Source organism: Bradyrhizobium sp. cir1, from assembly GCF_014198245.1.
Lineage (GTDB): Bacteria > Pseudomonadota > Alphaproteobacteria > Rhizobiales > Xanthobacteraceae > Bradyrhizobium.
Genome location: NZ_JACIHE010000030.1, coordinates 23,081 through 47,390, shown reverse-complemented (window position 1 = coordinate 47,390; position 24,310 = coordinate 23,081). Strand labels below are relative to the sequence as shown.

Here is a 24,310-nt window from a genome sequence, read left to right as displayed (position 1 = left end):
GTTCTTGTAACTCAGATCTCGTGGTAAAAAGATCGCTGCACTAAAACCACGATCGTCTACTGGCCCGCGCTAAGAGACCCCTTTTGTCCCGCGACAAGCTAATGGCTCCTGCGTTACCAGCGCTTCACCTCCTTCATCATAGCAATGCTCCGGCGGAGCACGCCGAAGTTATGTTCCTTGCGCGGAAAAGAGGTGGCCACGTCAGCGAGACGTCACCACCACTGCACAATTATCCTCAACAAGCCGTGCTCTCGTTTAGGGCATCATCACGTTGCTCGTATCAGCCAACCCGGAGATCCTCAGCTGACATTTTGCCCGTACGCCCCGTCTTGAGCTCATAACTTACGCGGGCTCCCTCTTCGAGGGTGGTGAAACCAGCTTTTTCAACGGCACTAAGGTGCACGAAGACATCGGGGCTTCCATCCTCGGGCCTGATAAACCCATAACCCTTTGTCGGATTGAACCACTTCACAATACCCATTGCCACTGCGGCACCTCCATACTGAACGCTTGTGATCTAGCGAAGAGTCTTCCGATCATCAAGAGCAGCGACAACTAACGCCGCGGGCTCGATGCGAAGGGCTCGCGCTCTTTTTTTGTCGGATGGCCTACTATGCTCAATGCGCGAACTATAGAAACGACCCTGGCGCGAATTCCAGGCCTCAGGGTCCTGATGACGCTTTTGCCTCCTTCGGTTGCTGTGGCTAACGATTCACAGGAGAATTGCATGCATAGCATACGCCGCTCTAATCACCCAAAAGACGAGCTGGGGATTAGTGGCCCGCGAAGATCGTTCACCAAGCCGGCAAAGCTCCGTGAGCATCACCCGATTTTGGTGAGGCATGTAGACCGCTAGAGTTCGAGCAACGTCTACCAGCAGCACGTTTTGGAAATGCGTCGGCCGACTGTCACTGCTGCCCCCCAACGCCGTCCAATCCGCCTTTGGTTAGGCATAGCTTTAGGACGTCTGCCGCTATGATCACCGGACCTTCCTGTGACACGTATAAGCCCAGTAGGCTCGCAACAGGGAGACAGACGATTGGGGCCGGACTCACCGTCGAGCTTTCAAGAGCGTGACACGCCGGCGGCACTACATCGGCTCGCTCGTCCGCGTTACGCCTCACCATTACGATGGGCGACGACCTGGAAGCACGCCATGTTTATAGTATCAGCGCCTCTTTCATTGCAGTACAGTTGGCAGGACGCAATTTGCTTCGCATTTCGCCACAGCAATCCACGGCCTTATTAGCGCCACCGCGAACCGCGACCTAAATAAGACGCAGACGTCGCGCTTTGACGACACACTCGGTCCGGGTGCTCGTTTCGAGCTTTCGCATCGCATTCTTGATATGGAAGTTGACGGTGTTCTCGCTGACGTTCAGGATGACCCCGATCGACCAGGATGACTTCCCCTTCTCGACCCATCGCAAACACTGTACTTCCCGTTCCGACAGTACAACCACTTTCTCTTCGACATCGGCCATGACTTTTTCCTGGGCTTGAGTGATCAGGAACGGCATCAGCAAATGCCATACCATTCACTCGCCCAGGCAAAATCCCGCCGAATCAGAGCAAGTTCTTCGGAGTTAGCGGCTCTACTCTCGTGAGGCTGCCATTTCAAGCCCGCCCTATCGAGGAGCTCTCGCCATATGTCGTAAACGCCACAACCTTCATTACGACAATCGTAGCGGTCGAGACCAAACTGTGTGTGAAATATCGCCCCTTCACTAAGCGTTCATCGCGCCAGAGAGCGGGATCAACACCCATGAATTCCTAACGACGACTTTGCGTTTCACGTCAATACTTGGCAATCATGCAAGCCCTTTACGTCAAAATAAACTACCAAAGCTGGTCATTGATCGATGTCAATCCAAAAGGATAAGAACAGCGACGTTTGCGCCAAACGAAGCTCGGCTTCCAGGATTTGTGCATGCAGTGTCAACCAGAAGCCGTTCGGCCCACCGCAGCTCACCAATACACGCGGCCATCGACTGTCGAAAGGCTTCGCGCCGAGGTCTGTTCGAATGGTGAGCTCTCGTTTCTGATGGAGGCGCATGATGGCCTTTCGGCCAGAATCGCCGAGCGCTCGGGATTCAAGGGGCTCTGGGCGTCCGGTTTGTCGATTGCCAGCTCGCTGGGCTTTCGCGACGCCAACGAAGCTTCATGGAGCCAGCTCGTCGAGAGCGTCGAACGCATCGTGGATTCGACTGAGCTACCGGTGCTCGTTGACGGGGATGGGGGCTTTGGCAATTTCAACAATGCGCGCCTTCTCGCACGCAAACTTCGTCAGGCTGGCGGGGCGGGCATCTCGCTTGAGGACAGCTGCTTTCCGAAGCTGAACTCGCTCATTGGAGAGCGGCATGCGCTCGCCGATATCGATGAGTTCTCCGGTCGTCTGCGGGCTGTAAAGGATGTAGTCGGCGAAACTCTTATTCTCGTAGCCAGGATCGAAGCGCTGATCGCCGGGCACGGACTGAACGAAGCTATCGTTCGTGCCCACGCTTATGCCGACGCGGGGGCGGATGCTATCTTGATTCACTCGCGAAAGAGTAGCGCGGACGAGGTGCTTTCGTTCGCCACCGAGTGGGCGAACCGGCTTCCTGTCGTGCTCGTTCCGACGACATACTACCGAACGCCAGTCTCCGCCTATCGCGATGCGCGCATCTCCACGGTCGTTTGGGCCAATCATTCCATGCGAGCTGCAGCAGCTGCAATGCGGCGTGTCTGCGATAGTATCGCAGCCCAAGAGAGCGTTGCGAGCATTGAATCTCATATCGCACCGCTCACTGAGGTATTCGATCTCATGAGATATGACGAACTGGCCGCATCCGAGAAGCGATATCTACAGCCTCGGTAGGCCGGGACAGCAGGGCTGGCACGTAAAGTTTGCTTCTTCAAGACCTGCCCAACGCGCCCCCTCGCCTCTCGTCGGTTCCGCTGCGGTGTCACCCTGAGCTTTCTGGGGTTGGAGATACAGCCGCCGATGTCCGGGTTGGGCAATTTGGTGGGATACGGCAGAGACTATTTAATGACCGCCTGGTGGATCGCCCTCGCGCCGGGCCTCGTTATCGCAACGACAGCGATGGCGCTCATGACAATCAGCGAGTCTCAGCGCCCGACGGGACCTATGCTCGGGGTCATTTGATTCCAGAACTGGTAGGAGAACTCGGTTCAGGTCTGCTCTATTCCTTAGCGCTGGCGATCAGAGCCACAACTTATTGGCGGCCGGCAGAGGAACGATATTTGAGGCCACCAACGCCTTGAGGGCCATCGTGCACGATAGCGTCACAATCTCGATCAGCAGCTGGCAACCAGTCATGGAAAATTGGCATCTCGACTGGCGAACCTAATCGCCAGGTCACGGGTGATACATGATGACTCAGATCTTGGAGCCCCCTTCGCGTGGCTCGGCACCGCCGATTGTCTTTATTGGCAGGAACCGACGCGGTAACTGGATTGCGCGGGAACAAAGCGGCTCCTTTGGTGGTCTTTTTGTCAGCCGCGCCCAAGCCTTGAAATACGCTCTTGTCGAGAATGGCCGCCATCCAGAGAGCATCATCGAGGTGACGCATGAGATCGAACTCGAAATTCGGACCAGACGATAAATCACGTGAAGAGCGTAGGTTCAAGCGTTGACCACTGCCCCATGACGGCACTCCCACCCGAGGCACAAGGCATCGACGCTGACGATAGTGAGGACCTGCGGACAAAAGTATGACGGCCTGCCGTCCCTTCGGCCGCGAATTGGCGCTGCGCAGATTTGTCAAGTTGAAGCAAGCACCGGACGGGCCGCTTGGCGTCCGGCGTCAATAGCCATACCTCTCCGAAGCAGTCACGCCGCAAAATGCCCTACCCCCCGCGACAGCACCGAGCTGTTGAAGCAGATCTTGTTCGGTACTCGACAAGTATCAATGCGCGCTCCACGCGGATTTTGTGCGCAGCCGACCCTTGATAGGCGGCAATCCCGCCATGGACGCCGAATAATGTTCATTCTGGCGCCGGAGCAGACAATGGCGGCTTAAGCCATGAAGTTCCTTTAAATCCCATCCCCGCTTTTGTGACCGTCGCACGCGAAGCAGCGTCACCCGCGCTGCCAGCAGCCTGGGAACGACGCAGAGCTCGGTCAGCCGCTGTTTGTCCGTCCTGCAGGACTATCTGGGTGCGGATCTCATTGAGCGGCGTGGGCGGCCCAGTGAATTGCGCCGAGTTCGGAAGGCTATTCGCTAACGCAGTCTCTGAACCGCTCGAGACAGTCAGGAGAATCCGGAGGCGGTTGGCCGCAGGCACCAATCAATTTGTCGTTCGCACATCACTATCGACTTTTGCTTTCTCTAATCTGATTCCAAAGCTGCAAGCGTTCTCGTCTGAAGCGGGCGGGGTGGACATCGTGAGCTCGCTCTCGCCGCCGATATCTTCGGATGATTTCAATCTTCTGATCACAAGCGACCCGTTCGTCATCGAACCCGCCGACAGCTGGAAGATCTACAATGAGGAGCTGGTATGCGTCGGGCCGCCAAATCTGGTGGCGGGCAGAGAGCTCTCGATCGCTCGCTTAACCCCGATACTGAATATCACATCGCGTCCCGACATCCTGCCCACATGGCTGAGGCCATGAACCTGTCCTCAAACGACATACGAGAGGGCGTGCGCTATAATCACAACTATCTTATTCTGCCGGCCGTCATGACAGGAAAATCCTTCTTGTCCCACCGGAACTCATCGTCAGTGATCTGCTGCGAGGGGACGCTTTGCAAGTCATCCCCGGCTCACGCGCTCCAAGAGGCATGCAATATCGCGCCTATGCTGTGGATCGACGCGAGCATCCCGAGATCGCTCGCTCTTTTTTTCCGATGGGTGGCTCGTCTTTGCAAGAAGCCTGCACTTGCGCAGGCTGCCTGCTCCTAGCAGGCGCCCCTCAGACCAGTACAACTCGAAATGTCGATGCATCGCCCGCTATTCAAGTCGAGAGCACTCAACTCGAAAACACATCCGAGCAGAGCCGTCGAACCCTTACGAAAATAGCGCCTCTCTGTTGCAGCTGTCCAGACGCCAGCGTGATGGATCGGAACGCAGAGATCTCATCCTATCCGCGGTCGAGCCGTGCCAGAAGAATTGGCTGCACAGAACGGAGGCGTGCCATTGATCGCCCAAGAGCTCATGAACTGTCGCTCCTGCCTCTGCACTTGTGGAGGAATGCGCGGCGGCGAAGGCGCATGAGGCCCCGTTGTGGCATCTGGATCGCCCGCGAACAGAACGGCAATTCGGTCGCCTGCTTTTGTGGGTCGCAGGCAAGGCTGGTAACCACCGATCTGCCCGCCTGAATCATAACGCTCGCGTATGCAAGATTGCAAAGTTCTCCAGAGGCTTCTCGCCTGATCCTTCCAACGATCGAGACAAGTCCCGGTTCTCAGACCCAAGCTCTCGCGCCTGTTCGGATCGCAGCGACCTAGCATCGGGATGAACCGGCCTAGACTAATACTGGTTATCCCGGGGGGCCGCGCCATGTTCGTGGGCCCCCGACTGAGAAATAGGTCCCCTTGGCTCAATAGGTGCAGCTTGGTCGTGTCCGCGCAAACACCACATTGTTTTTAACGAATCAATGAGTAGCCGTCCCATGCGTCCTAAAGCCTCACAGGGTCCACAAGCGAGCGACTTTCCGCGACGGAAGACTACTTCAATTCATCGTTCCGGTAGATCGTCCAACCAGCAAGCGGTCTCGGTATATGGCCTCGAAAAGATCTTTCCAATCTTGTCCGCGCTCTTGTTCTGATGGTATCTCATATAAATGCGGCCATCGTCTGCAATATCGAGGATCTCGATCTTTCCGGTGTAGTGCGACATGATGTATTTGAATGTCTTTTGGATGCCTGCAAGACGCTGATTGACGCCGCGCGCAACCTCTAATCCGCGATGAAGCGGAATCTGAAAATGAGACGCGCCCTTCACGGGCCTTGCTTGGAAGAGATAGTACGGACGGACACCTATTTGGTGACACTTAGCAAAAGTCCGTGCCAAGATCTCGGGATTATCATTTACCTTTGAGAGAAGGACAGATTGATTGAGGAACTGCACCCCCTGTGTGCGCAAAGTATGGATAACCTGCTCAGCCTCAACCGATATCTCACCGATGTGATCGAAATGTGTGACAAGCACGGCTGTCTTGCCTGCATCGCGGATTCGCTGGAAGAAAGCAGGTAGAGCAGGATCTCGGAATCGTTTTGGTTCGAAGGCGAAGAATTTTGTGCCGATCCGAATGGTCTCCAAATGCGGGATCGGGAGCAGGTGTGTAAGGATTTCATCTAGCTTTGCTGTGCTAAGAACGAACGGATCACCTCCTGACAACAGCACATTCGTCATCTCAGGATGGCGGATAATATATTGGGCCGCCTTCGCGACGTCTGGTACGATTTCATCGGATTCTTTGCCCACCAGTCGTTTGCGGAAGCAAAAACGACAATAAGAAGCGCAACGGTTAGTTACCAACAGCAGGCCGGTCTGGGCGTACTTGTGCTGAAGCCCTGGTACAACAGTGTTGTCGTGCTCGCCGCTCGTATCCAACCTCCCCGGACTGTCGAACTCTTCGATTGAGGGCTCAACAATGTACTTTAGCTGGTCGTAGTAACCGCTATTGGCGATGTGCTCACGGTAGAACTTTGTGATATGATAACGTGTGATGCCATGAGCTTGCACATCGCTCTCTGTGATCATGCGAGCGCCGCCATCTATGAATTTCATGAGCGCACTGCGAAGCGGCGGATCGTGTTTAGGCCATGATTGTGGCAGGCGATCGCCAGAGCCTGCCAATGGGCCCGGCGCACAGTCCGTATCCTCGATTTGGGTCAATGGAGAGGATTCCATCTGAGCTCCTTTGGGCAGGCGTGAGATCGTGCGGGATGTAGTTCTCAACCCAATCAGCAATCTGCGTGCCAAGAAGGTGTGGCGCTCCATACGGGAAATGCACGGGAATTTGAGCGTCCCAGCCGGTCGAGGGACCGTCGTCGTGCAGTTTGCCAGCCTCGAGTATGGATGTTGTTGATCGGACAAAAGATCGTTTCAGCGCACGATGTCACTAATCCGACCTTGCCGTTGCTTGATAGAGCTAACAGGCCACGAGCGCCATCTGAGAGCGTGCTTCGGGGCGGTCTTTGCTCGGCCAATGACATCATTTTAGCTTTATGAGAACGATCGGGAGCGAAGGAATGCGTCACTCCGGTCGATATTTGAAACCAAGCTGCTTAGCTGGATCATGATCTGTCGGCAAACCGAATCATTCCTGGAGAGGGCTTTCGCTGCCGAATTCGCTTGACGTACAGATCGCGATGACAAGTCGACGCTGCAAAGACGCAATCTTCTGACTAGCCCGAATGCAAGGTTGACGAAACTAGCGGTGGGTGTCTCGATCCGCAAAGCGTACACGTCGCAGTAGCTCGAAGGCCTCCGCCTGCTACAATTCCGTCGTTCGGGCCAGCTATCCTCAAATCGGAGATCAAGGAGATCTGTCCTACCGCACGGCTATCGACTAGGTCACATCCTGCGGCATCGGGAGGCGCCGTCACGACGATAGCAACACCCGCGTGTCGACGCGAGTTGCGCTTCAGCTGCGCAACCAAACACCACGCGTCGCCTCAAGCCCGAGCTGCGGTGAGCCGTCAGCGATCACGGTCAGCTGCATGCATGGACGTCCCGATCACGTGCGATCGTTGCATCAAGTAATTGCACACGAGCGGAAGTCGGGAGGAGGCAGGCGAAGGAGTTGGCCAGGTCGCGACTTCGGGCGCCGCAATAATAGCGACCCCGAACGCCGTGGGCTTGCTAGGCCATCAGCCTCGACGGAGCGCGTCACTAACCACGCTGGCACCTCCGGGCGCGGTCATGGAAATCGACTGGCCACCAGGCAAACTCCCAGTTCCCGAATGTGCACATAGTCGGCTTAGTGCCGACAGCGGCCAGTCGCTTCTGATGTGCGAGCTGCAAGCAAAAGGCATGCATGGCTGGCGGTCAAGAGGGAGCCGCCGCCCCTGCTCACGCAAAGCGCTGCTTGTCCGGTCCACAAGCGCGAGGCGCGAAAGACAATTGTCTCGGCTCGACGCTGAACGTTAGACCGCACAAACATGCGAGAAGTCATACGTCCCGGCGCGCTCCTAGAGGCTGAAATGTATCGACGGTCCTCACGTGGCAGAAATACAAACGGTAACGACGACCAACGTTTGCGCCGCGTCAACTCCCAAATCTTGCAATTGATCCAGATGAGAAATGCGTGGCAACAGCTGACAAGTTATGCAAAAGTCACGAGGAACTCGGCATGCAACATCAGCTTCGGCTACAGCAGTCATCGCCGACGGTTTCGATCGATGTCTAAACCGTCGCCTACAGACGCCGCCGATCAGGCCTCCCCCTCGGGGCTTCCCTATGAAGGCCTACGATGATGTCTCTGGCCACGATGCGGGCAGAACGGCGGTCCACCCCCTGTTCTCACTTTTCAGCGACTCCTGCAGAGAGCACTTTCAACGAAAGGAGAGCACTCATGTTAGCGCAACGGACAACCCTCTTTAACTCCTTGGATGCTCCTGCTGTGAGCAAAGCCGATCAGCTGCGCGCGACGGGCGAGGAAATAATCGACTTGAGCGTCGAAGAAATCTGTAGCGATCTAAGCCCCGTCGTGCGCGACGGAGCTATCGCCGCCATAGACCATAACCTCAACCGCTACACGGGCACGATTGGGGTGAGGAAGTTGCGCCACGCACTTGCTCGCAAGGTTTCCGCCGAAACAGCTCAACCCTGGTCCGAAGACGAGATCGCGGTGACGAATGGCGCCAGACACGCGCTCCTCAACGTGGCCATGAGTATTTTGAATCCGGGCGACGAAGTGCTGATTCCAGCTCCGCATTGGACTACTTTTCCAACTCAAGTTGCTCTAGCTGGCGGTCGGCCGATTTTGTTAGAGACACGCCACAATAACTATGTACCGCAGCTTACGGATCTCGCGACGGCCATTACATCAAAGACTAAGGCGATCGTTGTTAATACGCCGAATAATCCAACCGGTGCGGTATATGACCGTGACACCCTTGCCGATATTGCTCAACTCGCCATCGAACGGGATCTCTGGATTATCTTCGATGAATCCTACAAGGCCTTTACCTATGCCCCGCATGCTCACCAACCAATTGTATCTGTGGCGCCGCAAGCGCGCGATCGTACTTTGATCGTCAACTCGTTTTCCAGTTCGTTGGCGCTAAGTGGTTGGCGAATTGGATATCTCGCTGGTCCTAAGACCGTCATTAGCGCAGTTAAAGCCCTGCAAAGCATTATGACGACTAACGTAAATATCATTGCACAGCACGCACTGCTCTACTATCTAGAACGGGGAGATCTTTACTTTCAAATGCAGTTGGAGCGCCAAGTTGCAACGGCGCGAGCACTCGGATTGTCAATTCTTTCGAACCTCGCATTGGTCCCCAGGCCTCCCGCGGAAGGTGGAATCTACTTTTATCTGGATCTTACCGAATTGCGACGTAAGGCTAATGCCAAGGGCCGCGAAATTGACGCTGATGATGTCGCGAACACATTACTGATGAAGGCAAGAGTTTCAGCAGCTTCGGGCACAGTGTTTGGCGACCCCGCCGGCATTCGGCTCTCGTACGGTATAGATCTCGCGCAATTGAGCGAGGGCTTGCGGCGCTTAACTGAGATTCTAAACACGTGGAGCTGAGCTCATGCAACAAGGCAGCTCAGCCAACTACACCGGCTGACTTGATCGCGTTTGCCAGCCCACAGTCGTTCACTGCCGCGGCGGCGATATCATCAGGTCTAGCCTCTATGGAGATTGCGAGTCGCCAGCAACATCCGCCGGGGCTGGACTGACAGAATTGAGCCGGGTCCGATCGTGAAAGCCCTCATGAGGTCACGCTGGGACCTGGCTCGTTCAATTGAGCGATGATAGACCGGTTCGGTATTCAAGGATGTCGCATGAGCTCAGAGCGCTAACAGGATGATACTTCCGGCGAGACGAGTTCGACCTTATGTGATTGCGTCATCGCTTAACGCGGCTGAAGAAGCCCGACAGCTTGATTCAGCGCTCTGAAGGGAGAGGTTGGTGATATCGGCGATTCCGTCCCGTTCGCCCAAGTGGCCGCAAAACAGGGTTCAATGACGTTCGCGCGCTTTCAGGCCTTGGCGGCGGGCTGCGAACACGGCGCGATGCCAGGCCACCAACGATTGCGAGAAAAACGGTATTCTAGCTGGCGGTGATGGCGGCGGACGAACCTAGGCAGCCATCGCAACGCTGCTGCAGACACCGAAAGTGAAGAACGCCGACCAATCCGCCTAGCGCCGCGCTAACGCTTCAGCCTAGCGCCAACGACCTGCCAAGTATCGAATCGACGCACTTATGAACGGAGATTGACGTCCTCAAGCGCCGCTTGTCTGACATCCGTCGCGCAACATGGTTGACGATGCTGTCCAAGGCTTACGCCTCGTCGCGTCTCAAAATGTGGTAACATGACCTACCCGACGCCGCTTGCCTACCCTTCGGTTTCCCCAGCAAATGGAGGTACCAGCATATCATCTCTGTCATTGCCACTAACAAGGCTCCTCAACTCTTCGCCCGTTAGCCAGTGAATCCAATCGTCGTCCAAGATATCCTCCTCTACGAGCTTCAATATCGATCCGCCGGGTTCCTGGTGCGCGTATCCATATTGCGCGACAACCCCCTTGGCCACGAGCTGGCTTGATACGAGTCCACATACGAATTCAGGCGCCCACATCGCGAAAGAAACGCCCCTCGCTACTCCTGACATGATCTTGGGCATACCCCGCCCCCGAAAGTCTCTTCGTACCCAAAGATCGCCATGATAGGCTACTTTCCCTCGTATTTCTTTGGCGCTTGGCGCAGTGCATGTGCAGTGATCTCCAGGATGTGCATGGGCGGTCGGATCAGCGTAAAACGCCCTTAGCGATTCAAGATGCTCTGCAAAGCAGCTGTGCGAAAGATCGTACAGTCGAGCAGCCTCTACAACTGCCACCTCGTTTTTTTTGTCCACTCCTACGATCCAATATCCGTCCCCGAATTTGAGCGGCGAGCGATCTGGCCGGAACATCGGATATGTCCGTGCTTTGGTTGGAATTGCTCGCGTAATTGATACATACTTATGAAAATCGAACCCTATTGAGATCTTAATGCCTTTCTTCGCCGCATCTTCATCGTATGTTCGCAGATAGCGTGAGACGTGCAACGGATTAATTAGGCTTTTCATTGGGCACCTCGTCCTCTCGCAATAATCTGGTGAGTATTGACCTGCACCTGACGCTTTTTACACTTTGAGTTAGAATCCAAAACAGGTTTGATGAACTACCTGTTCTGGTGGGGAATGTTACTCTTGAGATCTGTTTGCTCTGACTCGACGACGAGGGCAACTTAATCGCTTCCCCTCCGGGAGAGTAGCGCGACCATCGTCGCCAATTGCACATCTCGCTGCGATGGATTTCCCCGGCGAGAAGACCGCTCTTAAGCGCCACGCTGACCTGTTCAGGCTTCAACGAAGCTTCCAATGCACGGTTGATTTACCGCAAATTTATTTGCCGAGTCGGCCGTCGACATCGCCGTAAGTCTCCGAGGAGAGACATTTCGGCGAGCCAACGAGATGGTTGAGAACTTTACGCATGACAGGATACGATCATTGCGTTGAATCGACTTGAGGTATTTTAGGTGGCCCGGCGACGCCTGAAGAGGAGAAGGCGCGGATTTTTTGGAAAGCTCTGTCCGCACCACGTTGCCGGCGTGGCGATATGGCCTGTCGCGTTCTTTGCTGGCGAAGGAATTTCGCAGCGAATCGGACAAACCCCGAGGCACCCATTTGTCAGGGCGGTTGTGGCTGGCGTCACCGGCGGTCCGGTCGCGGAGCATGGCGGCACATTCAACCGAACGTCGGATTGCGATCGAGGTGACCGGCGAGCGACGTATTATTGTGGACGCCGGCCCCAGTTCCTGGCAACGATCCAATTTGGCCAACATCAGGCCCTTCTTAAAGTAACAGAGCCGGCGCGTGGTGCCGACGGGTTCGTCTGCTCATCGTCTCTCCGGATTCGCGGGTCAATCTTGCCCGCCGTCAGTCAGAAACTCCACTTATCGCCCTGTCCAATTCTGGAGCCAGCTTTCAGGGCTAACTGCCTGACCCCGGCACGCAACTTTGCGATGACGGATCCGGTCCGGTGGCCTGTTGACCCGCGCCTGCTCTCGTGAGCGCCCGAAACCTCGTTTCTTACTTCTGCACGCCAAAGCAATTAGGCCGCCTCCCCAGGACTGCGGTCTCGAACAGATGAACACTCCGCCAGTGCTTCGGCCAACGCTTCTTCGAATAAGTCAAGGCCGCGGTTCAAAGTGTCAGTGTCGATGGTGAGTGCAGGCAACATTTTTACGACCTGATCGGCCGGTCCGCATCGCTCAATCATTAATCCCTTATCAAAAGCCTTGCGTGCGGTTGCTTCAGCGATTTCAGCAAGATGGCAATCAAAACCAAATGCCATTCCGCGCCCCCGAACCGCAAAGCGGTTCTCATGCTTGGATGCAATGGTCTCGAGCCGGCCCCGGACCAATTCTCCCATGCGCCGAATTTCGTCTGAGAACGATCCGCTGCGCCAATAAAGGTTTATAGCTGCGGTTCCGGCGACCAGCGCAAGGTTGTTTCCTCTGAACGTCCCAATGTGTTCCCCTGGCCGCCATGCATCAAACCCGTCTTTGATCAGCAGCATTGCTAACGGAAGACCGTACCCGCTTAGCGACTTCGACAACACAATAATGTCCGGCGACAAACCGGCGAACTCGAAGCTAAAGAACTCACCTGTGCGGCCGCAGCCCATCTGTATGTCATCGACCACGAAAAGAGCATCAACATCTTTTGCGATTGCTTGAATTGATCGCAACCATTTTCTGCCTGCGACGTTTATGCCACCTTCGCCCTGCACTGTTTCAACGAGAATGGCAGCAGGACGATCGATGCCACTGCTTTCGTCCATCAGCACCTTTCGAAGATAGTCGGCCGTATCAAGAGTTGGTCCAAGATACCCATCATAGGGCACAAATGTTGCGCCGGACAAAGACACGCCGCTGGCTGCGCGATAAAACCGATTACCACTCCCAGCAAGTGCTCCTAAGCTCATCCCGTGATACCCGTTAGTAAACGAGACAATGTTTTGACGTCCCGTAATTTTTCGTGAGAGCTTTAGCGCTGCTTCGATGGCATTCGCTCCGGTTGGTCCAGTGAATTGGAATTTGTACTGCATACTTCGCTCTTGAAGTATGACAGACCTGAACGTCTCCATAAATTCGAGCTTGGCAGGCGTGGCCATGTCAAGCCCATGTATCACGGCATCGGAAGCCAAATATTCAGTAATAGCAGCTTTAATCGCGTGATTGTTGTGCCCGTAGTTTAGCGCTCCGGCACCCGACAAGAAGTCAATGACTTTCCTCCCATTTTCCGTCAACATAATCGAGCCGCGCGCTCGGTTGAAAATCGCTGGAAATGAACGTGAGTAGGAGCGGACGTTTGATTCAAGTACGTCGAGAGCCTCCATCGTGCGTGAGTTGATAGCGTCCCGGGACATGTTGTCTCCTCAGAAGTCACGTTGTTTCTCAACAAAAGCGCTTTCCCGAATTGCACGATTGGAAGCTGTCGACACCCCGGACCCACGCGGGGCTGGCTTGCCTGATCGCTCCAAGCCGGCTCCATTGGTTATCTGACACCGCGGAAAAATGAACCTACCGAAGTAGGTAGTTTGCGCTAGAATTTGCCCGCGCAGTACAGCGGCAGTTGCTAGCGACGTTCGAGTCAACAGCGTGGCTTACGAGTGTCGTCGGGCCATGCCGCTGTCAATCAGGCGCGGCAGCATCTTCGAACACATCATCGGTACAGTTGCGGCAGGCACACGAAGTACGCGCCGGCAGCAAGATCCGCAGTATCGCTAGGGCACGATTCAGTCGCGCGCCGCACGTGGGGCCCCGTAGGACGATGCGAGGCACGCGTCTATAGTCGAAGCCGGTCAGCATCGTCGCACGTTGTGCCGCAGAGATAGGCCAGATCGTTACGGATCGACAGCTTGGTGAAACGCCAGCCGGCACCGCACGTATCAGCATCATGCCGCTGCCGGTCTATGCCAGACGTTTCATTCTGTCGATGCGCGGAGGAACGCAACGACGGCCCTGTTGAATGGTTTATGGTAAGTGCTTCGCTCCAGGACCGACAGCGCACCGACTTTCGAACCGGCAACGTCCGCCAGCAGCAAGAAGCGTCGAGTGCACCGTCAGCGCGTCGCCAATCCACGCCCGGCTCGATTCAGATGCGCATTTCACTCAGCTCGATCTCAGTTTACCACAGGGGCTGCAGGCAGGGGGTCCTGTGCCGAACAATGCGCGCGCAGTTGCGCCGCCTCTCTCGGCAGCAATTCGGATTGGCACCAAGCTCTGCACCTCGCCCGCTACTTCTGCACAATCTGGCGCCGCAGCACCGTGAGCAGCCAACGGTAACGTCATTCCGGCGCGTTAACCTGAAGCTGCTCACCTTGATCCAGTCCTTCCTTGCCCGTCGATCCCGCTCCGACGTTTCCCAGCGACCAGCTCGACGCAACAATAGGCTTGCTGCCCGACATCAAGCATAGCATTTGTTACCGTTCCGTCTCGACCGATCGGCTTACATCGGCCCATATCGCGCGGTAGGCGAGGGATACCGAGGAGCTGGACAAACGCGGTTACGCCTGATCAGCCGGAGGAGTAGCGCTCGAGCAACTATCCCGCGCGTCTCGAGTGAAGCGCAACGTGTTGTGCTCTCGCGCTCGCTGTCGGTGGCAGTCATTCTCGCGGCGACGCAAGATTCGGCTGCGATTAGTTGGACGTCTACCTGCCTCCCGGCCCTCTCACGCGCGCGAACCGAGTAAGATGCAACGCCCGACTGGCACACATATACTTACATCCTTACACGCAGCATTTTGGTAGACGTATTATGTGGCGCAAGGTTCACCCCGATCCGCCGCCGCTGTAACGCGCTACCTGCCTTAGAATGCTGACACCTTCCAACACTTCCTATTCAGTAGTCAAATACGACGCTCCTAATCCAAAACAGGTAGTACCTCTATCCTCGTTAATGATCTACGGTCCCACTTATGGCTGTGCGACACAGCTCATCAGGAGCAAGTCATCAGGAGAAGGCAAGTGAAAAAATAGCGAGGGCAATTGATCCGTTGCACGTTCATCAAAGGACGGACTTCTTTACCAAAGAATGCAAGCCGCCGAGCTCCTTTCAGGACGCCTCAATCTCTCGGCGTGCCGAGTGCCGGGGCATCCGCTACGCGGTACGCTCGTTCTGGTGATCGGCAAGCTCGGCAGGCTATGCGATGAAAGGGCTTCGCCTGCTTTCAGCTTGTCTTTGATCTTCAAAAACCTGGCTTCCAATGACGGACACAAAAGGCTTATCACAAGATATCTTGCTTGAGCGCATCGCAGATCGATTGCACAAGATCGCTACCTTGGAATCGGAATATGAGACCATCACAATCGGACAACTGGTTTCGATGCGGGCGACAATGCACGGCTCGAGGACCGCGATAGAGGTCTTTGAGCGCGGCGAGCGCGCGACCTACTCCGAGATGAACGGATTGTCGAATAAATACGCCCATGCGTTGCACGCATTGGGCGTACGAAAGCGCGATCGCATTGGAGTGATGTTACCCAATCGCATCGATTTCCCCATCCTCTGGTTTGCGATTGCCAAGCTCGGTGCGGTGATGGTCCCGATCAACATGCGCTACACCCCGAGGGAGATCGAATATGTTCTCAGCGATACGCAGGCCGAGTTCGCCGTCATCGACGAGTCCGCATGGCCGGTGTTCCTGAGACTCGAACCTTGGCCGCGAGACCTCGCCAAAGACCGAGTAATCCTCGTTGGCCAGCCTTCGCCGGGAGCCATTGCCCTGGATAAGCTGCTCAAGGGAGTCGACGACTCTTCAGTCCAGGTGGATATCCTCCCCGACGACCTGTTGAACATTCAGTATACCTCGGGCACAAGCGGTTTTCCGAAGGGTTGCATGTTGACACATGACTATTGGGGAGTGAGTTCGTATCAGGGGGCGTGCGGGGACGGCCGAGCGTACCAGAGGTATCTGTCTGTTCTGCCGTTTTTCTACGGCGATCCGCAAGGATATCTTCTGAAGTCCTATCGACAGGGCGGCACATTCTACCTAGCTCCGTCACTCAGTTCGACGCGCTTCCTCGGCTGGGTCAAAGAGCATTGCATCGATTGGTGCGTGTTTCCCGAGCTTGTAGCGCGCAGGGCCGAAGCTGCGGGCGACGACGGGGCAACATGCCTGAAGCAGACCCTGAATTGGGGCTGGAGTCCTGAGACGGTGAACAAATTCCGGAAACGGTTTCGAGTGCGGACCCAGGATGCTTACGGCATGACGGAAATCGGGTTTGGGACACAGATGCCGAACGACCTTGACGAGTTAGCCAACTCCGGATCGGTTGGCATTCGAGCCCCATTTCGGAAGCTGCGGCTGATGAATGATGACGGCACACCCGCGTCGGTCGGCGAAGTCGGCGAGCTGTGGGTGAGCGGTCGTGGAATCTTTAAGGGCTATTGGAATAGGCCAGAGGCGAATGCGACCTCGTTCGAAGGAGAATGGTTCAAGACAGGGGACTTACTGCGGCGCAACGAGCTAGGCTTCTATTGGCTTGTGGGACGCATCAAAGATATGATCCGACGCTCAAGCGAGAATATTGCTGCTCGCGAGGTCGAGGACATCATCCGCGAGATTCCTGAGATCGCAGATGTGGCCGCTGTGCCCGTTCCCGACGCCAAGCGCGGAGAGGAAGTTAAGGTCTACCTGGAGCTGGAAGAAGGCTTCACACCAGGTGATATCCCCGTCGAGCGCATTCTTGAACATGCTCGTGCTCGTCTTGCCGTGTTCAAAGTGCCGCGATACATCGCCTTTATCGCGGCACTCCCCAGAACCACTGCAAGCAACAAGGTGCTCAAACGCGAGTTGATGGCAGTGGCTGATCCATTTGCCGGCGCCTACGATACTGAGCAGAAGCGCTGGCGCTGAAGCCTTTTTTCCGGTTCCAATTCTTGCTTGCGCGCGAAGCAAGTCAGAGAGAGCTAGAGCATTTTGCATCTTGCCTTTTTGGTTTACCATTGGCGAGGTGATCGACGCCGATTTCAGTCGCAGTCAACGCGAGGGTTGGCGGCCTGTCGTTAAGCATCATAGTCCTAAGGACGACCAACTCAGAATGCAAAAGTGCGAGTTCAGGTTAGTTCTTACTCCGCCTTCGGATTCGTACGCCTCCGCGGATCTCTCCCGAGCACAATTGCGGGCGCTCATGAAGTCGACACTATGAGCTTCTGGCGCTCTTTTGATCGTAATCGAAGCGTTGGGGAGCGTCGGCACGCTAGACTTGTCCATTGGTCAGCAAAGCTGGCTTGAGAGTAGATGCCGATCTGACTTCCTGGCCCTTGTAAGCAGGGCGGGAAGGGGAATTGCATCTACCGAGATTGCTATTGTAGGAGCTGGCCGAGATCAGAGATTTGACCAAGGCCTGAGGCCGGGAGTCCTCCCGCGTTCTTCACCAGCGGTCACGAACGCAAATTTTCTGGTGCAGTCAAAGGCGATAGAGGTACAGCTGTCCTCAGCGACCGGAGATATCGATACAAACACTTGCTGCCCTGAACGTCCCCCAGGGCTAAGTCGAATGGCAACAGCGCGTCGCCGGAAAACGATATGATTGCCTCTTCCTCGGTCTCGGATTTTCTTTTTCTCTCGAGGGACGCCGTACGATCTCTAGACGTCAAGAGATCGCCTACGCAGGGCGCTCCCACCAAACACGCGACAACTCTCCGACCGGTACACTTTCTCCGAGCCCCGTCACCACTAGCCCGCCCAAGTCATTCCAACAGGCGTTTGAGGGTCGAAACAAGGGCAACGAGGCCCTCTTTCATCACAGCATGCCCACATTCGACTCGGCTTCGCCAGCATCGTCGGGCGCTATGGCTTTCACGCACGACCGTCCACCGGTTCTTGTCTGGTCGATGACAACGGTACGGGTCTGTCGGATTAGAAACACCAAACCGCCGCTTGCGGCACGAAAACGGTGCTTTGAAAGCAAATCACAAGGTTGGTGAGCTTAACGCCGTTGGCACGGGCGTTGCTATTAGGAAGCGGCACCATTGAAGAGAGGGGCGAATGCGTTCAGACGCTCACAACGCGCGACTTACTCCCCTTCAAACGTTTGTCCGCCAACGAGTTGGGCGAGGAAGAACCAGTGAGCGCACGTTCTGTCTAATGGAGAGACACATGAGGGTGACGACCGTCAATGTCGCGCGCGGCCTCGACAATTAACTCCTCGACGAGCTAGCCGCACTGACACGCACAACGCTACTCATGTCCGAGGATCTGAGGGCTGATCGCTGCTCTCGCCTCCCCACGGCATCGGAGAGCGTGCGCGTCCTTGCCCTCCAACCTTGGCGAGACGAAGGACGAGAGCAACAAGAAATATGTAACCAGTCAATTTCACATCTTCTTATCGCCTGATTGGAGCAAAGTGGAGATGACCAGCAACGAACTGAATTTTCGCCCCCTCTTCGAGCCGCGCGGGGTTGCCGTGGTCGGCGCATCTCCGAAACCGAGCCTTGCGAAGAATATCCTTAACAACATTGTATCGTCTGGATACGACGGAAACGTCGCTGCGGTTAATTCCAACTACAGCAAGGTCGATGACGTGAACTGTTACAAGTGCATATTAGACGTTCCGTTCCATGTCGATTTGGCCGTGTTATGCGTTCGAGCCGAAAGCATTTTGCCCATTTTGGAGGAGTGTAAGCGAAAGGCGGTGGGCGTAGCACAGATCATCTCAAGCGGTTTTTCCGAACTCGATTCTCTGGAAGGCCACGCAAGGCAGCAGCAAATTCTCCGCTGGGCAAACGAATCGGCGACAACAATCGTTGTGGGGCCCAATACCTTCGGCGTCATGAATCTGCATCGGCCGATCATCGCCGTTGGGGAAAACAGGATACCAAGGACCATTGCCGGAGGGGTCAGTGGCGTCTTCCAAAGCGGGCAGATGGTTGCGATGATACATCCGCTGATTGGAAGGGGCGTAGGCATCAGCAAAGTCGTGACCACCGGCAACGAGATCAACGTAACAAGCGCAGAGATAATCCATTTTCTCGCGGCCGATCCACAAACAGAAGTTATTGTCAGTTATTCCGAAGGGATCAAGAACGTTGAACTCTTCGCTGCTGCCTGCGCGCGGGCGCGCGAGCAACGGAAGCCGATAATCATGTTGCGCGTCGGTGCGCATCCCGAAGTTCGAATGGGCATCAGCCGACATACAGCGACGCAGGCTTCCAATTGCTATGAATGGGACATCCGGTTTCTGAAAGAACTAGGTGTGATCACGGTCGATTCTACCGAGGACCTGATAGAAACCGTTGTGGCCTTCAATGCGATCCGCAGACCGCGGGGTAATCGCATCGCCTTCGTGAGCTTTTCAGGTGGAATGGGAAATATCATGGCGGACTTGATATTGTCGGCACGAGGCATGAAGCTTGCTAGGTTCTCCGAGCCATTGCGCAAACGACTCCGCGACATCCTTCCGAGATTTGCAAACAGCTTCAATCCTCTTGATCTAAGCGCCCAGAGTGCCTTCGATACCGAAGGCCTGAACAGTTGCATGCGGGTACTAGGAGAGAGCGGAGAGTTTGATATCCTTCTCTGGGGCAAAGACCTGCCAATGACCATTGATGACGGATCACCGGTTGGACTCGCTCTTAAGGAGCTGACGATCCAACATCCTGAAATCGTTATCATCCCAGTCTCGCAGATGAATGGAGTCTCAGGCGGACATCAACTTGATGGAAGCCCGCCTATGTTCGCGGGTCGCCCGCTCTTGCAAGGCACAGCGATCTCGATTCGAGCGATGGACAAAGTGATCGAGTGGCATGCGTCAACATAGAGAACTGCCGTAACCGTCTGGTGAGCGCCGCGGGATGATCGCGCAGGGCGGTGGCCCACCAAGCCGCAGACTGAACAGGACTGTTCTTCCATTCCCAAGGCAGCAGCTAATTGAGCCGAGCTTGCGGGGTGCTGGCGATGCGGGCCAAGACGTCCGCCAACAACGCTTGCGGATATGTCATTGAGCTTTGGCGTTTTTGGCCGCCAGCCAAACTATGCCGAATGGGTCCAGTATGGCGCGCCATTGTCACGGTGGTGACCGTCCATCGCGTACAGGGCAGCCCCATTCCATTCGACACAGACTGGTCGTTTAGAGCGCCTCCAGAACGGCGAGCAGGCGATCGTTCTGTTGGAAGCGGGTTCGCTTGCCGCGCTCGTACGGTTTGAGCTTCACCAGGGCAGCTTCCTTAACGGCGAGGTGGGCGTGCAGATTCGTCTGCGCCGGCTCGACGGATTCATGACCGAGCCACGCGCGAACGATGGAAATCCCGGAATTGCCCCCGCGCTGGTATGGCGCAGATCGCCGGCCCCAGCAAGGGTGATCCCGATCCGTCCCACCCGCGCTCGGCCGTCTCGGAGGTGGAGGCCGGCCTGCTGCAGTTCCATCGCAGCGCTGTGCCTCAGCACGTGCGGTGACACGCTCTTGGCCTTCAAAGACGGGCAACTCTCGTGAGTGATACGAACATACTTTACCAACGGGGATGGATGCTGTCGGCACTGAGCCGGCCCCGTGCACGTTTAGGAACAACGCTGTTGCTTCCTCCCGCAATGGTTCCTTGAGGCACGCCTGGAGCGTGACACGTAGCGAGTGTGGTCAGCGGAGTGGTCCGCTGCTTTTTGCCCTTTACCGACGCATCGCACCGGAGGTGGACGGCACTCCGGTCAAGGCCAATCAGCTCTGAGAGGCGTAAGCCCGTCCGCGACCAGTAGCAAGATGTAATTGAGGCGGCCAAGCCACGTCGTCGGGTCGGGCGCGGCGAGAACCACCTAGATCTCGGGCCGCGTCAGGAATTGCACCTGTCGCCTATCGTGGCGCTTGCTCGGTATGGCGAGCACGCGCTGGATCAGGGCACTGTGTGCCGGCTACTCAAAGAACACGAACCTCAAGGAGGATCGGATCGCGGTCAGGCGCCGGTTACGCGTCTTCGCGTTGGCGCCGCGCTTTACGTCGAGATCGGTTAGGAACGCGCCGATGAACGTTGCGTCCAATCGGTGAGCGTCAGGGCCGCGGCCTGTGCGAACATGAACAGCAGGCCCGTATAGGAGGCGATCGTGTTGCGCTAACATTGCGCCATAGGACACGACGAGCCGCTCGTGCGGCCCGCTTCTGAGACGCCGGTGAGCCGGCTTCCGCCGAAGCACTCTTCAATTTCCATCTTCCTGTTCTCCGCTTTGACGGCGGAGGCACATAATGAACTATGCCGAACCGACCAAAGGCCGGTCAGCCAGAAATCTGGGGAAACGACCCGACCCCCGCACGATATTATGCGGCATAAACAGCGAAAATGAACGGCGTCGACCCGCAGGCGTGGCTCGCGGACGTCGCTGCTCGCATCGCCACCCACCCAGCTCATCGGCTCGATCAGCTTTTGCCCTGGAATTGGACGCCGGGATTAGCGATTGCCGCGCAAGCAGCATGATCTGCGAGCTGACGACGCTGCGGCCTGGCTATCCCGTGGCCCGTGCCGAATGCCTACCTTGAAGATGCAGGGAGCTCTTTGAACGCGTGCATTCTCCGCTCACTTTCACTTTCCTGATTTTAGGAGATGTCGACCAAGCTGTGTTTCCGGACTCCGCAGGGCTTAAGCGCGATTCCGGATGGAATCCATTTCTACGCCCGAGAAGACTATTCCTCGCTCACGAAGTTTAAACAGAGGATGGACACAAACATCCGAAACTCTAACCGGTCGCGGGATAAAACGCAGTGGCAGGCCAGCGATCAATTTAGCTGGATAGTTTCAGGCCGCGATCTCGAAATACGCGAAAAGCGGGGACTACACTATCGATGCTATGTGTGATCTACGTGCCGGCCCTCCCAATTTTTCTCACAAGATTAGATGCAAACCCGCGTCAATGCGCACGCATTCGCCTGTCATGTTGATCGATGCCGGGCCTGCGAGGAAGCAGACGAGCTGTGCGATGTCCTCGGCCGTCGACGCGAGCTTGAGCGGCACGTGCGCTAACACGGCATCGCGCACCTGCCGGGCTCCTGCCTCGCCACGTGCCTTGGTAAACCAGGCCGTATCTATATAGCCGGGACAAACGGAGTTTAAGCGAATAGAGGGTGCTAGTGCTCGGGCAAGCGACACCGTCACGGCATTCAGAGCGGCCTTGCTCGCTATGTACGCGACCGATGAGCCGTCACCATTGATGCCCGCAATCGAGGAGACGTTCACCACGGCGGCTGGCCGTCCGCTCAATTTCGCGCTGGCCTCGAGGAGCGAGCGCGCCGCACGGATCATCTGATACGGGCCGACAGTATTGACGGCATAAATGCGTTGAAAATCTTCCGCCGCCAGGCCATCCAGATCGTGATGCGGGACATGTCTCGTGATTCCGGCATTGTTGACGAGCACGTCGAGCCGCCCCCACGGCGCAGCAGCAGCCACTATTTTTCTGCAATCTTCATCCCGAGAAACGTCGCCCTGCACTACGAAGACCTCGGAAGCACCGGCCATGCGGCAAGTTTCGGCCGTGACTTCCGCTCGCTTTTGGCTTTTGGAATAGTTAACAACAACTCTCGCCCCGCCCTTAGCCAAAAGACTCGCGGTCGCCGCTCCTAGTCCCGATGCTGAACCGGTAACGATTGCGCACAATTCATTCTTTGACATCGATTCCTCTTTCCAAACATTCAAGCCTTACGTTACGAGCGGCAGATCCTATCCGAGCGCAAATAGGCGAAACCACCGTGCAAATCTCAGGCCGCAAGTCCTCGACTTGCATCAAGCTCTCCGTGCACCGATATGCACATACGGCTTGCCTACGGAGGACACACAGCCCATTAGCGGCCGATCTTCTCGACGTGAGACGTCCGACATGTCCGTATGCAACGAGCCACGCTCGTAATGACAAATGAAGGCTCATGTGACCGGTTGTCCATCATGCCACATCGACGACTACTCACGATAGCATGCGACCTCAACACTGATCGAGGTTGAGTGTATTTTTTCTGGTCAGGCCGAGACAGAGGATTCAAATTTAATGATTTTCGACGACTCGCATTATGTCGAGTAGTGTGCGGGTGCGGGAGCATTGTTATCGAGCACCGAAGACTTGATTGTGGGCCTGCGCGATCGCCGGCGTTTAGCTGCATTAGGCATTCTTAAGCCGAGGAGCACGGTTGAGAAGCTCTCGTTCCCAGCGCGCAAGCGTCTCGCCGGCGCCATAGGTCTGTGAGCGCAATCCCTGCAGCAGGGCCACGAGGCAGTCGTCGCGCTTCTGCTCAAGCTCCGGTCCCGTCGGGTTCTCGCCTCGTGCGTCGGTTTGCTTAACGAGTTTGTCTACGAATGCATCAGTGAGTTCGGGGACGTCGGTGAGCTTCGTCCATGGCCACTTCAGTCCGGGTCCCCATTTCTCCAGGAACTGACGCATGCCAGTTCCACCACCGCCAACGCGGAAGGGTCCTACGACCGCTCTGCGCAGTCCGAAGGAGTACCGGATCGCATCGTCAACCTCCTGCACGGTCGCAACATCGTCGTGCACCAGCCAAAGCGCCTCGCGCCACATCGCCTCCTGCAGCCGGTTTGCGACGAACCCGTCCATCTCTTTGCGCACTACGATGGGGTGCATCCCCACCGCGCGATAGATCTCTGCCGCCCGCGCCAAAGACGACGCAGATGCGTTGCCCTCTCCAGCGCATAGTTCAACCAGCGGCAGAAGGTATACCGGGTTGAACGGGTGTGCGACGAGCAGGCGATCGCGGTGTTTCACCCGCGCTTGTAGCAACGATGGCCGCAACCCGGAGGTCGAGGAGCAGATCAGGACCTCGGGCGGAGTCCCCCGATCGGCCGCCGCAAGCAACTCCTGCTTGAGCTCCAAGCGCTCGGGCGCGGACTCCTGCACCAGCTCGACACCATGCACCGCTTCCGCAACCGTTTCCGCAACGGTCAGCGCCCCTTCAGGAGGCAGCTGCAACGGGGTCAGCCGCCGGTAGGCCCGGCGCGCGTTGGCGAGCATCTTCTGCACGCGCTCGACCGCACTAGGCGACGGACCATACAGACGGACGTTCACTCCGTTGAGGAGAAATCGAGCGGCCCAGCCGCCACCGATCACTCCGCCTCCCAGCAACCCAACCGCCCTCGGCATCTTTACA

At 56.3% G+C, this 24,310-nt stretch carries 14 protein-coding genes and 1 pseudogene; 8 read left to right on the top strand and 7 right to left on the bottom strand.

Annotated features, from left to right (window positions below):
- Positions 1 to 280: 280 nt before the first annotated feature.
- Positions 281 to 487, bottom strand: coding sequence for a cold-shock protein (locus GGD63_RS35195; RefSeq protein WP_312013478.1), 207 nt, complete (start codon positions 485 to 487; stop codon positions 281 to 283).
- Positions 488 to 1,268: 781 nt separating this feature from the next.
- Positions 1,269 to 1,520: a helix-turn-helix transcriptional regulator gene (locus GGD63_RS35190; protein WP_246785788.1), complete on the bottom strand. Its 252-nt coding sequence runs from the start codon at positions 1,518 to 1,520 to the stop codon at positions 1,269 to 1,271.
- A gap of 410 nt (positions 1,521 to 1,930) precedes the next feature.
- Here GGD63_RS35190 and aepX point away from each other — a divergent pair, with 410 nt between their 5' ends.
- The 4 genes from aepX to GGD63_RS40875 all read left to right on the top strand — a co-directional run bounded on the left by aepX (position 1,931) and on the right by GGD63_RS40875 (position 4,615).
- Entirely contained in the window at positions 1,931 to 2,857 is a 927-nt protein-coding gene (gene aepX, locus GGD63_RS35185) for a phosphoenolpyruvate mutase (RefSeq protein ID WP_183249152.1), read from the top strand.
- A 514-nt stretch (positions 2,858 to 3,371) separates the two neighbouring features.
- Complete coding sequence (locus tag GGD63_RS35180; protein ID WP_183249144.1) at positions 3,372 to 3,605, top strand: hypothetical protein; 234 nt, start codon at positions 3,372 to 3,374, stop codon at positions 3,603 to 3,605.
- 496 nt (positions 3,606 to 4,101) lie between these two features.
- Positions 4,102 to 4,227 carry a LysR family transcriptional regulator gene (locus GGD63_RS40880; protein ID WP_312013480.1) on the top strand — a complete coding sequence of 42 codons (126 nt, stop codon included), beginning with the start codon at positions 4,102 to 4,104 and terminating at the stop codon, positions 4,225 to 4,227.
- A gap of 46 nt (positions 4,228 to 4,273) precedes the next feature.
- Positions 4,274 to 4,615: a hypothetical protein gene (locus tag GGD63_RS40875; RefSeq protein ID WP_312013477.1), complete on the top strand. Its 342-nt coding sequence runs from the start codon at positions 4,274 to 4,276 to the stop codon at positions 4,613 to 4,615.
- A gap of 1,064 nt (positions 4,616 to 5,679) precedes the next feature.
- Here GGD63_RS40875 and GGD63_RS35170 read toward each other — a convergent pair.
- Complete coding sequence (locus GGD63_RS35170) at positions 5,680 to 6,735, bottom strand: KamA family radical SAM protein (protein WP_183249206.1); 1,056 nt, start codon at positions 6,733 to 6,735, stop codon at positions 5,680 to 5,682.
- 1,789 nt (positions 6,736 to 8,524) lie between these two features.
- Between GGD63_RS35170 and GGD63_RS35165 the strand changes: the two genes are divergently transcribed.
- Positions 8,525 to 9,712, top strand: a complete 1,188-nt coding sequence (locus GGD63_RS35165; protein ID WP_183249142.1) for a pyridoxal phosphate-dependent aminotransferase — start codon at positions 8,525 to 8,527, stop codon at positions 9,710 to 9,712.
- A gap of 811 nt (positions 9,713 to 10,523) precedes the next feature.
- Here the strand turns inward: GGD63_RS35165 and GGD63_RS35160 are convergent.
- Positions 10,524 to 11,255: a hypothetical protein gene (locus GGD63_RS35160; protein WP_183249139.1), complete on the bottom strand. Its 732-nt coding sequence runs from the start codon at positions 11,253 to 11,255 to the stop codon at positions 10,524 to 10,526.
- A gap of 1,027 nt (positions 11,256 to 12,282) precedes the next feature.
- The gene (gene ectB, locus GGD63_RS35155; RefSeq protein ID WP_246785786.1) at positions 12,283 to 13,602 is read right to left on the bottom strand and encodes a diaminobutyrate--2-oxoglutarate transaminase; all 1,320 of its coding nucleotides are present in this window, start codon (positions 13,600 to 13,602) and stop codon (positions 12,283 to 12,285) included.
- Between the two features lie 1,872 nt (positions 13,603 to 15,474).
- Between ectB and GGD63_RS35150 the strand changes: the two genes are divergently transcribed.
- The 3 genes and pseudogenes from GGD63_RS35150 to GGD63_RS35140 form a co-directional block, all read left to right on the top strand.
- Entirely contained in the window at positions 15,475 to 17,094 is a 1,620-nt protein-coding gene (locus tag GGD63_RS35150; protein ID WP_246785785.1) for a class I adenylate-forming enzyme family protein, read from the top strand.
- 1,399 nt (positions 17,095 to 18,493) lie between these two features.
- A complete protein-coding gene (locus tag GGD63_RS35145) occupies positions 18,494 to 19,999 on the top strand; it encodes a CoA-binding protein (RefSeq protein ID WP_246785784.1) in 1,506 nt (501 codons plus the stop codon).
- Between the two features lie 1,495 nt (positions 20,000 to 21,494).
- Positions 21,495 to 21,638 (top strand): annotated as a pseudogene (locus GGD63_RS35140) (transposase domain-containing protein); the annotation flags it as partial.
- Positions 21,639 to 22,043: 405 nt separating this feature from the next.
- Here the strand turns inward: GGD63_RS35140 and GGD63_RS35135 are convergent.
- Both GGD63_RS35135 and GGD63_RS35130 read right to left on the bottom strand, forming a co-directional pair.
- Positions 22,044 to 22,829 carry an SDR family NAD(P)-dependent oxidoreductase gene (locus GGD63_RS35135; RefSeq protein WP_183249135.1) on the bottom strand — a complete coding sequence of 262 codons (786 nt, stop codon included), beginning with the start codon at positions 22,827 to 22,829 and terminating at the stop codon, positions 22,044 to 22,046.
- A gap of 481 nt (positions 22,830 to 23,310) precedes the next feature.
- Positions 23,311 to 24,303, bottom strand: coding sequence for a 3-hydroxyacyl-CoA dehydrogenase NAD-binding domain-containing protein (locus tag GGD63_RS35130; RefSeq protein WP_246785792.1), 993 nt, complete (start codon positions 24,301 to 24,303; stop codon positions 23,311 to 23,313).
- Positions 24,304 to 24,310: the final 7 nt, after the last annotated feature.